Origin of the sequence: Christiangramia oceanisediminis, assembly GCF_022570735.2 — a bacterium.
GTDB classification, from domain to species: Bacteria; Bacteroidota; Bacteroidia; order Flavobacteriales; family Flavobacteriaceae; genus Christiangramia; species Christiangramia oceanisediminis.
Genome location: NZ_JANCNS010000003.1, coordinates 191,861 through 205,302, shown reverse-complemented (window position 1 = coordinate 205,302; position 13,442 = coordinate 191,861). Strand labels below are relative to the sequence as shown.

13 protein-coding genes and 1 tRNA gene are annotated in these 13,442 nt (G+C 41.5%); 6 read left to right on the top strand and 8 right to left on the bottom strand.

Annotated features, from left to right (window positions below; all coding sequences use genetic code 11):
• Both MKO06_RS13645 and MKO06_RS13640 read left to right on the top strand, forming a co-directional pair.
• The gene (locus MKO06_RS13645) at positions 1-1,449 is read left to right on the top strand and encodes an alpha-amylase family glycosyl hydrolase (protein WP_241552622.1); all 1,449 of its coding nucleotides are present in this window, start codon (positions 1-3) and stop codon (positions 1,447-1,449) included.
• 180 nt (positions 1,450-1,629) lie between these two features.
• Complete coding sequence (locus MKO06_RS13640) at positions 1,630-1,842, top strand: hypothetical protein (protein ID WP_241552621.1); 213 nt, start codon at positions 1,630-1,632, stop codon at positions 1,840-1,842.
• A 269-nt stretch (positions 1,843-2,111) separates the two neighbouring features.
• Here the strand turns inward: MKO06_RS13640 and MKO06_RS13635 are convergent, their stop codons facing one another.
• The 6 genes from MKO06_RS13635 to MKO06_RS13610 all read right to left on the bottom strand — a co-directional run bounded on the left by MKO06_RS13635 (position 2,112) and on the right by MKO06_RS13610 (position 7,313).
• The gene (locus tag MKO06_RS13635; protein WP_241552620.1) at positions 2,112-2,927 is read right to left on the bottom strand and encodes an MBL fold metallo-hydrolase; all 816 of its coding nucleotides are present in this window, start codon (positions 2,925-2,927) and stop codon (positions 2,112-2,114) included.
• A 62-nt stretch (positions 2,928-2,989) separates the two neighbouring features.
• The gene (locus MKO06_RS13630) at positions 2,990-3,448 is read right to left on the bottom strand and encodes a GNAT family N-acetyltransferase (protein ID WP_241552619.1); all 459 of its coding nucleotides are present in this window, start codon (positions 3,446-3,448) and stop codon (positions 2,990-2,992) included.
• A 56-nt stretch (positions 3,449-3,504) separates the two neighbouring features.
• The gene (locus MKO06_RS13625; RefSeq protein ID WP_241552618.1) at positions 3,505-4,518 is read right to left on the bottom strand and encodes a formimidoylglutamase; all 1,014 of its coding nucleotides are present in this window, start codon (positions 4,516-4,518) and stop codon (positions 3,505-3,507) included.
• 1 nt (position 4,519) lies between these two features.
• Positions 4,520-5,755: an imidazolonepropionase gene (gene hutI, locus MKO06_RS13620; protein ID WP_241552617.1), complete on the bottom strand. Its 1,236-nt coding sequence runs from the start codon at positions 5,753-5,755 to the stop codon at positions 4,520-4,522.
• A gap of 132 nt (positions 5,756-5,887) precedes the next feature.
• The gene (locus MKO06_RS13615; protein WP_241552616.1) at positions 5,888-6,265 is read right to left on the bottom strand and encodes a PH domain-containing protein; all 378 of its coding nucleotides are present in this window, start codon (positions 6,263-6,265) and stop codon (positions 5,888-5,890) included.
• Between the two features lies 1 nt (position 6,266).
• Positions 6,267-7,313 (bottom strand): NAD(P)-dependent alcohol dehydrogenase, encoded by a 1,047-nt coding sequence (locus MKO06_RS13610; protein WP_241552615.1) that lies wholly within the window; start codon positions 7,311-7,313, stop codon positions 6,267-6,269.
• Positions 7,314-7,480: 167 nt separating this feature from the next.
• Here MKO06_RS13610 and MKO06_RS13605 point away from each other — a divergent pair, with 167 nt between their 5' ends.
• The 4 genes from MKO06_RS13605 to mazG all read left to right on the top strand — a co-directional run bounded on the left by MKO06_RS13605 (position 7,481) and on the right by mazG (position 10,364).
• On the top strand, positions 7,481-8,629 hold the full coding sequence (locus MKO06_RS13605) for a trans-sulfuration enzyme family protein (RefSeq protein WP_241552614.1): 1,149 nt from the start codon (positions 7,481-7,483) through the stop codon (positions 8,627-8,629).
• A 15-nt stretch (positions 8,630-8,644) separates the two neighbouring features.
• Positions 8,645-9,361: a bacillithiol biosynthesis deacetylase BshB1 gene (gene bshB1, locus MKO06_RS13600; protein WP_241552613.1), complete on the top strand. Its 717-nt coding sequence runs from the start codon at positions 8,645-8,647 to the stop codon at positions 9,359-9,361.
• 61 nt (positions 9,362-9,422) lie between these two features.
• A tRNA-His gene (locus MKO06_RS13595) sits at positions 9,423-9,496 on the top strand.
• A gap of 94 nt (positions 9,497-9,590) precedes the next feature.
• Positions 9,591-10,364 (top strand): nucleoside triphosphate pyrophosphohydrolase, encoded by a 774-nt coding sequence (gene mazG / locus MKO06_RS13590; RefSeq protein WP_241552612.1) that lies wholly within the window; start codon positions 9,591-9,593, stop codon positions 10,362-10,364.
• On the opposite strand, the gene MKO06_RS13585 is transcribed toward mazG, so the two are convergent.
• Together MKO06_RS13585 and MKO06_RS13580 are read right to left on the bottom strand one after the other, a co-directional pair.
• Positions 10,365-10,991 (bottom strand): class I SAM-dependent methyltransferase, encoded by a 627-nt coding sequence (locus tag MKO06_RS13585; protein WP_241552611.1) that lies wholly within the window; start codon positions 10,989-10,991, stop codon positions 10,365-10,367.
• Between the two features lie 3 nt (positions 10,992-10,994).
• Positions 10,995-13,352, bottom strand: coding sequence for a DUF349 domain-containing protein (locus MKO06_RS13580; RefSeq protein WP_241552610.1), 2,358 nt, complete (start codon positions 13,350-13,352; stop codon positions 10,995-10,997).
• Positions 13,353-13,442 lie beyond the last annotated feature (90 nt).

Sequence of the window (13,442 nt, the reverse complement as noted above, 5' to 3'; positions counted from 1 at the left end):
ATGAAAAGACTATTCTTAATGCTTCTGTTTGTTTCCCTGCTCATTTCCTGCAAGGATGAACCAAAAAATGAAGTACAGGCCGAAGAAAATGAGTCGGCTAAAATAGACCCGGTGAATAATGATATGATGGAGTCTGCCGTGATCTACGAGGCGAACATCAGGCAGTATTCACCAGAAGGAACTTTTAATGCCTTCACTAAGGATATTCCTCAACTCAAGGAACTGGGAGTGAAGATCATCTGGTTAATGCCAGTGCATCCTATTTCCATGAAGAACAGGAAAGCTACAGGAGATCTCAGTATAGAGGATATCGAAGATCCTGAAGAGCGTAAAAAATACCTGGGGAGTTATTATGCGATTTCCGATTATACAAAGGTGCACGAAGATTACGGGAGCATGGAAGATTTTGATGAGCTGGTGCAAACCGCTCATGAAAACGGGATGTATGTGATCCTTGACTGGGTGGCAAATCATACCGGATGGGATCATAAATGGCTGGAAGAACATCCTGAATGGTATACCCAGAATGAAAAAGGAGAACCAGTAGATCCGCTTAATCCAGCTACCGGAGAATCATGGGGCTGGACAGATGTGGCCGATCTTAACTATGAAAGCGAAGGACTTAGAAAGGCGATGACCGAGGATATGCTGTTCTGGGTTAGAGAACATGATATTGATGGTTTTAGAGCCGATGTTGCCGGGGAAGTTCCAACCGATTTCTGGGAAAATGCCTTAGCCGAACTGGAAAAGATAAAACCGGTATTCATGCTGGCCGAATCGGAAGATAAAGATCTATTCGAAAATGCTTTCGATATGGGTTATAACTGGGAAGGTCACCACATTATGAACGGTTTGGCCCAGGGAAAAGCTTCAGCTAAAGAATGGGACGATTATATGAAGAAGATCGATACAACTTACCAGGAGGATGATTTTCTTATGAACTTCGTAACCAACCACGATGAAAACAGCTGGAACGGGACCATTAGAGAACGAATGGGGGATGCTTCAGAAGCCATGGTAGCCATGAGCTATACCATTCCGGGGATGCCGCTTATCTACAGCGGGATGGAATATGATATGGACAAACGCCTGAAGTTCTTTGAAAAGGATACGATCCCAAAAAACAAGGGTAAAATGTATCCAATCCTGGAAAAGCTTGGTGAGCTTAAAAATTCCAATCCGGCTCTTCACGGAGGTAAGGATGCAGCTTCCTATTCTGATATCACTACTTCAAACGAGGAGAAAATCCTGGCTTTCTCCAGGGAAAAGAACGGAGAAAAACTGGTTTATATCGCGAATATGGACGCTGGGGATACAAGCTTCAGCATGGAACTCGAAGGGAGTTTTACCAATTATATGAGCGGTGAAAAATTGGAGATCACAAAAGATCAGGAAATGCAATTATCAGGATGGGATTATATGATCCTGCTCCGAGATTCAGCAGAATAACTAATCCCTTTTTATAGAATTGAAAATGCCGCTTTAAAGCGGCATTTTTTTTGTGGTTTAAATTTTAAATCTCAAATAACTGAATTTGAGAAAGGTAATTTTATTAAAATATTGAAATTAGTGTAACTAATCAATTTCAGGTTCGTCTTTTTAGTACAAGCAATCATTTAAACATCAATCATGAAACGAATTCATCTCACTCTAATTGCCATTATTTTCATCTCCATTGGCGCCAAGGTTAGTATTTCTCCAAAAACAGTAGATTACCCGGTTCTCTCGGTAAAAGAAGAAAGAGCTGCCCAGTTCTTTGAATACCGGGTAAATGATATTCATGCTGCTCATTTGAAATATAACAAATGCCCGGTTAAACCGTCTCGGTGTTGTAATGTATAATTAAATGCAAAGGCCCAGTAAACAGGGCCGGAAGGTTAATTTAAACTTTTAATAATCCAAATAATTTATTAAATAACAAAATTTTATATGGGTTATTTTGTTAAATATCAGTCGATTCCATATCTTAATGTACTGTTTCGTATTAAAAGTTCAAGCTGTCTCTTTATTAATGACACCAGGCGTGGAAGCACTATTAAATTTGAATTAGCCAACGAAAAATTTTCCAGGTAGATTCACGCCAGTCTTATTGGGAGACAGTTTTTATTTGATCAATTACTGTTATTTGGATACCAGTCTAGCAATTCAACTGCGATTTCCTGATTTCCTTCATTTACGAGTTGCTTGAATTTCTCAACATCTGAAAACCCATCTTTTCCTCGATAATGATAAGGGATCACCTTTTTTGGCTTAAAAGCCAGTACACCCTGAGCGGCCTGGTCTACAGGCATGGTGTAGGGCAGGTTCATTGAAACAAGCGCCACATCAATATTTTGCAGATTTCTCATTTCCGGAATATCTTCTGTGTCACCCGAGATATAGAGTCTTTTTCCATTTTTCTCAACCACATAACCATTTCCTCTTCCCTTAACATGCATAGCATCTTGAGTCTCCGGAAGATTATACATGGGTATGGCTTTAATATTGAAGCCCATATGCTCTAAACTTTCGCCATTGTTCATCACGATCAATTTCGAATTTAATTCTGAAGGTAATTTCTCCTGCACGGCTTTAGGAACAATGATTTTTGCATCAGCGAGATTTAATGCCTGGAGGGTTTCTGCATTCATATGGTCGCCATGAATATCGGTAACAAGTATAAAGTCGGCTTCAGGTTTGCCTTCAAAAGCATCGGCACCACCAACAGGATCGGTATAGAAAACCTGGTCACCCCATTTAAAAACTGCAGTTGCATGCGAAATAGGCATAATTTCCAGGTCCTGAATACCCGCTTCTTCTTTCTGTTCATTCATTTCTGAAGTTTCAACAGCTGCCTGGGCGGTGGTTTCCTCGGTTCTGGATTCCTTTTCATTCTTGCAACCAAGCAGTATTAAACTTAAAGAAATCAGGCTGATAATACGTGTCATAATTGGGATTTTAGCTAAAAGTAAAAAAGTAATGACTACCTAATTCCCCGATTAGTAAAGATTTAAGAAAGCTTTAGCTGCATTTTAATGTCTCCCCGGCTATAAGGGTTGTTTTTCTCGATGGGGATCTCATTAAAGCCAAATTTTTTATACATATAAATGGCATTTTCCAGTTTTCGGTTGGAGTAGATGATCAGTTTTTGCCAGTTTTGATGTTTCGCATAATCCAGGGTATGTTGCATTAAGAACTGGCCTATTTTCCTGCCCCTAAATTCAGGCTTCACGGCCATTTTGGTAAGTTCGAAAACCCCATCTTCTATCTTCATGAGGGCTACGCATGCCAGAATGCTATCCCCTTCTTTAACGAAAAGGATCATTCCTCCAGGTTCGATGATATAGGTTTCCGGTTTTCCCAGCACTTCTTCATCATGAGGTTCTACCCAAAAGAATTCTTCCAGCCAATAGAGATTCATGTTTTTGAATTCTTCAGAAAGTTCAGGTTGCCATTTAATTACTTTCATTTCTGTTTTTTGAAAGGCTAAAATTAAGGATTTGTTCTTTTAAAATAAATGCCTGCTTAAAGCAAATCTGGCTGGGACTTACCTATGAAATCGGTTACCAGGTACGTCAGAGCTTTTCCAACTATTGTGCTATTATCTTTACCAGGAGCTGCTTCACAAATATGGAAATAACAACAATTTTTATTTTTTGAAGCCATACTAACGAAATTTCTAACCTGTTCCAGTCTGAAGCCTGCAGGGGAAATTGCACTGCTTGGGAAATGAGCGATGGCATCGCAGTCGAGTTCAAATCCAAATTTAGTATCTCCAACAAATTGAAGGGCTTTTTCAAAGTTTTGAGGAAGCTCATTTGGCAATTTTAGCAGGTCTTCTGCCAGCTCATATCTAATATTTTCTGAATCCTCCATTTGCCTGAAGATATATTCCGGCGTATAATTCTTGTGGAGTCCAAAAATGGAATAATTTCTTAGATACCAGCCTTCTATTGCATAGCTGAATCCATTCCCGCTATGCCGATGTTCCAGTTGTCGAAGATCGGTATGCGCATCGATATTGATTACATTTATGGGCTGCTCTAATGCTCTGGAGGCTCCTTTTATATTTCCGAAGGAATTATTGTGGCCACCACCAATAACGACCGGGATTTTGTTTGCACGAATGATCTGCTCGATAAGAGTTGAAAGTTTGTCATCGATCTTTTCAACCATATCACCTAGCTTGATATGATAATTGGGATCAGTATCATCGATATATTCAGCCTTCTCCATCAGGTCCCTGCATTCCAGCTCACCAAGGAGAATACAGTTCTCCGGATTATTGAACCTGTTTACCTGAATATTCACAAATGCAGAAAGAAAGCTATCCCAGGCCCCTGAAGTACCTGGCCTGCCATGATTAGCCCTTACCCCGATATCTTCAGAAATCCCAAGGATTACGTATTTAGCCTTGTGCTCCTTTAGCTCTTCTATATTCGAAACGAACTGAAGTTTTTCGCCGAATTTGAGTTCACCTTGGCGGTGAGCGACCAATCGGTCAATATGTTCCGGTTTGCATAGCTTAATTCCGTTCATCTTAGATCTTTTTGCCGTTTATAAAAACCGATTCTATCGAATTGGTTCCAAAAGCATAAGGCAGGAAGGTGTAGGACGGGATCTTCTTGGTAATGATAAAATTAGCCTTTTTTCCTTTGGTGATACTACCGTGACTTTTACTGAGGTCCATGGCGTATGCTCCGTTTAGGGTTGCAGCGTTAATGGCTTCTTCCGGAGTCATTTTCATCTTGATACAGGCCAGGGAAACGACCAGATTCATATTCCCGCTAGGAGTGCTCCCGGGATTGAAATCGGTCGCTAAAGCCAGGGGCAGTCCTGCTTCGAGTAATTCTCTCGCCGGGGTATAGGGAATGCTCAGGAATAGGGAGCAGGAGGGAAGCGCAACAGGCATGGTATGGGTGCCCTTTAAAACTTCAATATCTTCCTTTTTCATAATCTCCAGGTGATCCACACTAAGGGCGTCGTGCTCTACGCCGGCTTTTACACCACCTATGGAGTTGAATTGATTTACATGGATCTTCGGCCTGAGTCCGTATTCCCTGGCAGCACCCAGAAGCCGATTGGTATCCTCAACACTGAAATAGCCTTTTTCACAGAATATGTCTATATATTCAGCCAGTTCCTGCCTGGCAACTTCCGGAAGTATGTCGTTGATCACAAGGTCCATATAAGCTTCCGGCCTTTCTTTATAATCTTTTGGAATCGCATGAGCACCCAGGAACGTTGATTTGACCGGAAGCTCATAATTTTCTCGAAGTTTTTTGATGACCCTAAGCATCTTCAATTCAGCCTCTTTGGTAAGGCCATAACCAGATTTGATCTCGACAGCCCCGGTTCCTAACTTCATTACTTCTTCCAGTCTTTTTGCCGACTGCTCATAGATATCTTCCTCCGATGTTTCCTGAAGGGTCTCTGCGCTGTTCAGAATTCCACCGCCATGATTGGCGATCTCTTCGTAGCTGAGTCCATTAATACGATCGGCGAATTCCTGTTCCCGGTTACCTGCATAAACGATATGAGTATGGGAATCACACCAGGTTGGCAGAACTATTTTATCGGTACAATCTATTCGTTCGTCTGCCTCAATATTTCCCAGCTGATCCATATGTCCAAAATCTATGATCTGGTCGTCCTCTATGAGGAGCCAGGAATTCTTAATACCTGGAAGCTCTTTCATTTCGGCTCCGGAAACCTTGATGATGTCTGGTTCTCTAACCTGAAGTAATTCTTTGATGTTGGTTAGGAGTGTCTTCATTTTTTTATTCTTTGTTCATTCAACAAATGCTAAAGACAAAGATATAAACTCGGGAACGAATGAGGTTTAAAGTGTTGGTAATAATAAAAGCCATCGATTCGAGATCGATGGCTTTTATTATTACCTGCCTGTTTACAATGTAAATTCAGCCAGTAGCTTTTGTACCTCGTAGATATCTACTTTTTTATTGAAGCGTTTGGAGATAGACGGAGTGGATTCACCTGAGATCCATATTTTTAGTTCTGCATCCAGGTCAAAACTACCTGCCGTCTCTACGCTGAATCTCGTGATACTTTTATAGAGCACCGAAAAATATTCAACCTTGCTGCCGGTTAATCCCTGTACATCCACCAAGATCAATCGTTTATTCGTAAAAATAAAGGTATCCCTGATGATCTTGAATCCAGCCTGGATCTCTTCAGAAGGGATCAGCAATTTTCCATATTTTTCCTGTAGCTGTGACTTTTCAATCGCTCCTGCATTTCCTAAAAGAGAAGAGAGTATACTCATATTAATTTTTTATTGATTTCATATCTATAACGAATCTATATTTAACATCTGAATTGACCACCCGTTCATAGGCCTTGTTGATCTCCTGAATATTGATCATCTCAATATCTGAAACTATATCGTGTTTTCCGCAAAAATCCAGCATTTCCTGGGTTTCCTTAATACCACCTATCAGGGATCCTGCTAATCGCTTTCGGCCCATGATAAGATTTGCCCCGTGAAGGTCTACTTCGTCGATGGCTCCCACCATCGTCATGGTAGCGTCCCGTTTTAGTAACGCGATATACGGATTGGTATCATGGCCAACCGGAACTGTATTCAGAATAAAATCAAAACTGCCCTGGTGTTTTTTCATCTCTTCCTCATTTTTGGAAATGAGAACTTCATCGGCCCCCAGTCTTTTTGCATCTTCAGCTTTAGAAGGGGAGGTGGTGATCATCACCACATGAGCACCCAGTGCATGAGCGAATTTTACTCCCATATGGCCTAATCCGCCAAGGCCAACCACGCCAACCTTATCACCTTTCTTTACCTTCCACTGTTTTAAAGGAGACCAGGTGGTGATCCCGGCACAAAGAAGGGGAGCCACAGCTGCCGAATCCAGGTTTTCCGGAACCTTTAGAACGAATTTATCTCTAACCACGACCATTTCAGAATATCCACCAAAGGTATGTCCGCCAAGGTGCTTGTCGTTTCCATTATAGGTGGCAACCATTCCGTTTTCACAATATTGTTCCAGGTCTTCCTTACAGGAATCACATTCCTGGCAGGAATCCACCATACAACCAACAGCTACCAGTTCTCCAACTTTAAAGTTTTTTACATCCTTTCCAACTTCGGCAACCCTTCCAACGATCTCATGGCCGGGAACTACGGGATATTTGCTGTTTCCCCAGTCATTTCGAACCTGGTGAATATCGCTATGGCAAACACCACAGTATTCGATTTCTATCTTAACGTCATTCGGAAGAATATCTCTTCTTTTTATATTCAGTGCCTCCAGGTTGGCATCACTCGCCTGGGCTCCATATGCATGTATCTCTTTCATCTTGTAAATGTTTTTATGTATTTAAAGTTACCTAAAAAGCTACGACGAGCAGTTTGTGTGTGGTAGGTTTAACTTTAATTAACGATTGTAGGCTCAAGCCAGAATATACATTAGGTTACTTTAGCAGAATTCTTAGTACATTAGGGCTCCAAAATTTAAATTTATCTATGTCAAATCACAAAGGCATCAATACCATTTGCACACATACCGGGGAACTGGAAGATAAGGAATACCGTGGCGCGGTATCTCCGCTATATATGTCTACCTCGTATGTTTTTGAAGAAGTAGAAGTAAAAAGATATCCGCGATATTTCAATACACCCAATCAGGTTGCCCTGGCCAAAAAAATGGCGGCTTTAGAACATGGCGAAGATGCCCTTATCTTCGGAAGCGGTATGGCAGCAATTTCCAATGCCCTTATGGCCTTTCTGAAGGCAGGAGACCACGTGGTGTTCCAGGATGCTCTTTACGGCGGAACTACCAACCTGGTAACCGAGGAATTTCATAAATTCGGGATCGAATATAGTTTTGCAAAAGATTCTTCGGTTAAATCACTGGAGGCCGAAATTCAATCGAATACCAGGCTTATCTATATCGAATCACCTTCCAACCCTTTGATGAAATTAACCGATATGGCTGGCGTTGCCAAACTTGCCAGGGAACACGGCCTGGTTAGCATGATCGATAATACTTTCGCGTCACCTGTAAACCAGAATCCCCTGGATTTCGGGATCGACATCGTGATACATTCTGCCACTAAATATATGGGAGGTCATAGCGATATTCTAGCTGGAACCGTGATATCCAGTACAGATTATATAGATCGTATTCGTCATTTAGCCAAGAATTTAGGTGGAAATCTAAGCGATTACACGGTATGGTTGCTGGAGCGTAGCCTTAAAACCATGGGAATTCGTGTAAAGGCGCAAAATCATAATGCCCAGAAACTGGCTGAATTCCTTTCTTCGGAAGACCTGGTGGAAAATGTCTATTATCCCGGATTAAAAGAGCATCCAGAGCATGAGCTTGCCAAAAAGCAAATGAAAGGTTTTGGAGGGATGATGTCTTTTGGATTGAAAGAGCGCATCAATGCCTCGGCATTTATGAAAGAATTAAAATTGATCAAGCCTTCCATGAGCCTGGCAGGCGTGGAAAGTACCATCCTATTGCCTTCAAAAACTTCACATGGCTTACTAAGCCCGGAAGAAAGACAGAAACAGGGAATAAAGGACAACCTTTTGAGGTTTTCGGTGGGAATAGAGGATATTGAGGACCTTATCGAAGATCTTAAACAGGCCCTTGGAAAGTTTAAATAAATACAAGTTAGAATTATGAAATTAGATATACTGGCGGTGGGTTCTCATCCCGATGATGTGGAATTAAGCTGCTCAGGAACTATAGCAAAAGAAGTAGATCGCGGGAAAAAAGTTGGTATTCTCGACCTAACGAGGGGCGAACTGGGAACCCGTGGAAGTGCAGAGATCAGAGATCAGGAGGCTAAGGCTGCTGCAGAGATCCTGGGAGTTTCGGTGCGCGAAAACCTTGAATTCAGCGATGCTTTTTTCGAAAACAATACATCTCATAAACTCGAGATCATTAAAATAATAAGGAGATACAGGCCGGAGATCGTTCTTTGTAACGCGGTTGAAGACAGGCATATCGATCATGGAAAGGGAGCCAGGCTGGTAAGCGAGGCCTGTTTCTTAAGCGGACTTCGAAAGATCGAAACCATCCGCAACGGTGAAAACCAGAAAGCCTGGAGGCCCAAACACGTTTTCCATTACATCCAGTGGAAGAACCTAAAACCAGATTTTGTAGTGGATATTTCGGGATATATGGATAAAAAGCTGGAATCTGTTATGGCGTATCGATCCCAGTTCTATGATGAAAGCAGCAAGGAACCTCAAACACCCATTTCCAGCAGTAACTTCCTGGATAGCATTACTTACCGTGCCCGTGACCTGGGAAGACTGGTAGATACCGAGCATGCAGAAGGCTTTACCGTTGAAAGGCATGTGGCGGTAGATTCGGTATTTGACCTGATTTAAATGAAAAAAAATCTTTGTGAAATTGTACAAATAACTTACATTTGCAACCGCTAATCAAATGGTGGTTGTAGCTCAGCTGGTTAGAGCGCTGGATTGTGGTTCCAGAGGTCGTGGGTTCGAAACCCATCATCCACCCAAAAGCAAGGTCCTTCAGAAATGAAGGACTTTTTTTGTTTGTACAGGTCTCAATCCGAAAGCGAAGCTTTATTTTTACCAAAATTCTGATCCTATGAATTCCAGAGAAGAACAATTAAAAGCATTTGACAGACTCCTGACTATCATGGACGAACTTAGGGAACAATGTCCCTGGGACCGTAAACAAACCATGGAGTCTTTAAGACACCTTACCATTGAGGAAACCTACGAGCTGGGTGATGCGATCCTGGACAGGGATATGGAGGAGATCAAGAAGGAATTAGGCGATGTTTTGTTGCACCTTGTTTTTTATTCAAAAATAGGAAGCGAAACCAATGATTTTGACATTGCAGATGTGGCCAATACTATATGCGATAAGTTAATAGACAGGCATCCGCACATTTACGGCGATGTTGAGGTGGCTGATGAAGAGGAAGTTAAAAAGAACTGGGAGAACCTGAAGCTTAAGGAAGGAAAGAAAAGTGTGCTTGAAGGAGTGCCGCGAAGCCTGCCGGCAATGGTCAAGGCAAACAGGATACAGGATAAAGTGTCTGGTGTAGGTTTTGACTGGGAAGAACCGCATCAGGTCTTTGAAAAGCTGAAGGAAGAACTGGAAGAACTTCAGCATGAAGTGGAAACCGATAATAAAGATGAAATAGAAGCCGAATTTGGCGATGTGTTGTTTTCCATGATCAATTATGCCCGGTTTCTGAATGTGAATCCCGAAAATGCGCTGGAAAGAACAAATAAGAAGTTCATTAGCCGTTTTCAGTATCTAGAAAAAAAGGCAAGGGAAAAGAATAAGGACCTCAAGGATATGACGCTGGCAGAGATGGATGTGTTCTGGAATGAGGCAAAAAAAATGTGATCAATTCCCAAGAATTAAAACCCCTGGCTTTATTTCCAGGGTTAGGTAGCCGAGCCGATCTTTAATGTAGTGTAAGGCCTTGGCCGTGTAGAACGTGACATGAGTAGGATCATCCTTATAATACCAGTTGTCAAAATCTATTTTATCGTCGTAAAGCGATGTCTTGCAGTATAGGGAGCCGCCAGGATTAAGTAAGGATTTCAACTGTCGGAATTCTTCTATGGGGTGCTGAAAATGCTCCATTACTTCACAACAAACGATATAGTCGTATTGCCTTTTTAGAACAGATATTGAAGGATTAAAATAGGGATCGTAGAGTTTGGTATTGTAACCCTTTTTAGAAAGTTCAGCGGTTATCACAGGACCTGTGCCACAACCATAATCCAGCCCATGAGAACCGGGTGAATGGTTTGCAATTACATTTTCCACAATAGGTCTTACAAATTCCTGGTAGCCTGGATCATGTATATCGTTATTATGCTTTTCGTAACGTGCTTTTTCTTCAGCAGGGCTTAAAAAATGTTTGGAAGCAAGAAAGATAGCTTTGCAGTTCAGGCAATGTAAATACTCCTTTTGATTGATGATGTTCGTTTCCAGAGTACCACGGGAACATAAACTGCAAAGCATTCTTTAATAAAGCGATTTTATCTTTCGAAGCTTTTCTTCCCAGACTTCGAGATCCGCCTTATGGTTGGCGATATTCTTATGAACTTCCTGTACCAGTGGGTTATCATCATCTACATTGGAAAAGAACTGCAGATTATTTTCAAGCTGCCTGATCTCTGCTTTGGTTTCCTCGATCTTTTTGGTTAGGAAATAGTGTTCGTTTCTTATCTTTTTGTCATCATCGGCTTCATCAAGCGCCTGCACCTTATTTTCATATTTCAGCATTTCTGCCTTGGTATTGTCAAGATCCATTTTCTTGAAAAGCTGGTCCAGGGCCTTATTGAATTTACCTTCAATAAATCTCTTGTTGTAAGGCACTTTACCTACTTCTTTCCATGCGTTGATCTGTTCCTTGATTTTAGCAAGATCGGCTTTCTTTTCACCAGTAAGTTCCATGGCTTTTACCGTATCCAGAATTTCTTTTTTCTTGTCAAAGGCTTCGACCTCTTCCTTGTTATCTTCATTTCGCTGAGCATGTAGTCTGTCAAAGTAATGATTACAGGCCTTTTTGAATTGTTTCCAAACCTTATCACTGTCTTTTCTCGGCACATGTCCAATCTTCTTCCAGTCGGCCTGGATTTTTTTCATCAAAGGAGTCACGGTCTTAAAATCGTCACTGTCTTTATTGTCTTCAGCAATCTGTATGAGTTCTTTTTTCTTTTCAAGATTCTCGTATTGCTGTTTTTTCAGGTTCTTGTAGAATCCGTTTTTCTTACGATTGAATTGACGAACATTTTCCTTGAAGGCGTTCCAGGTTTCCTGGTTCTTGTTCCTGGGTACTTTCCCTGCATTAAAGAAGGCTTCCCTTAAAGCTTCGATCTCTTTGATCTTTTGTTGCCATTTGTTGTGGGTTTCATAGTCCTCTTTGGCTATTTCCCTGATCTTTTCGATGATCTCCTGCTTTTTCTCCCAGTTCTTCTCGTATTGCTCATCAAGCTGTTCAAAATGTTCCTGTCTTTTGTCGTGGATCTTTTTGGTCGCCGTGCTGAAACGATCCCAGATATCTTCACGGTACTCCTTTGCAACTGGACCTAATTCTTCCTTCCACATTTTGTGGAGCATTTGCAGCTCCCTGAAGGCACGGTTTACATCATTTTCCTGCACAAGTTCTTCAGCCCGGTTTATAACCTTCAGTTTTTGTTCAAGGTTATGTTTGAAATCCATGTCGCGGAATTCCCTGTTCAGGTGCAGAAAATCATAGAAGTTCTCCACATGATGGTGATAGGTATTCCATACGTTATTGTACCTGTCTCTTGGGATAGGCCCGGCAGTTCGCCATTTCTCCTGGATCTCCTTGAAATGGTTATAGGTGGTATTGATGTTTTCCTCAACATCCAGCAAACCTTTCAGTTCCTCGATGATCTCCAGTCTTTTATGAAGGTTCTCGTTGAGGTCTTTTTTGAGGCGTTTATAATAGTTGTTTCTTTTTTCCTTGTAATCGAAGTAGAGTGAATTAAAGCGTTTCTTTAAAGGGGTTGAATAATGAAAGTCAATGATATTTCCGCCATCGGCCAGAAACTCCTCTTTCTTTTCTTCCATATCTTCATCGAACTTCGCATTGAATTCAGCTCTGATCTCTGCAACATGCTCTTTGATGGCCTGTATTTTTTCCTTGGCAAGAAGTGTTTCCAACTCATCTGTAAGCGCTTCCTTGCTCATGGAATGATAATCCTTCTTCGGGATGTTATGTCTCTCGGTGGCGCTTTCATCCTCACTGTCTTCTGCCACCGCATCGTCCATATATTCCTGGTGGTTGCCAGAAGATTTCTTGTTTTCGCCAACCACGGCATCTCCTATATCGCTGTCAAGATCATCTTCATCCTCCTCTTCATCTTCTGCCTGTTTCTGGGTGTTCGATTCAGATTCTGAAACCATCGCGTCCTCATGATCGGTAGAATCAGAGATCTTTTTCTCAGCTTTGGGCTTTTCAGCATCCTCTTTTGTATCTTCTTCCTTGATCTCAGGCTGTTTAAAAAACGGATTTTCCGGGTTTTCCTGTTCTTCCAGGTCGGTATAGGGATCTGAATCGGGATCCTGCTGTTCCTTTTTCTTTAGATCTGAAGTGGCTTTGCCAGCGGCCGACTCATCTACCATGGCATCTTCATGATCGGTAGATTCGATCTCTTCCTGATTTTCAGTGTTGGTGGTTTTATCTGAAGTAGAATTTTCGTTTTGGTTAGTTTGGTCATCAACAGACTTCGCCGACATTTTTCCATCACCTTCTTCTGAAGCTCTTTCAGCCGGGGTGGATAACCCATCAGCTTTTTTCATTTCTTCTTCTGAAGGCCCTTTTTTCTTATTTTCATTTTCTTGTTGAGACATATCTTTCAATGTTAGGGTTCTTCGATATCAATTAAAGTTGAAAGATAACAACTCCCCTAAAAATGGGCAAGCGATTGGTTTTATTTGTAG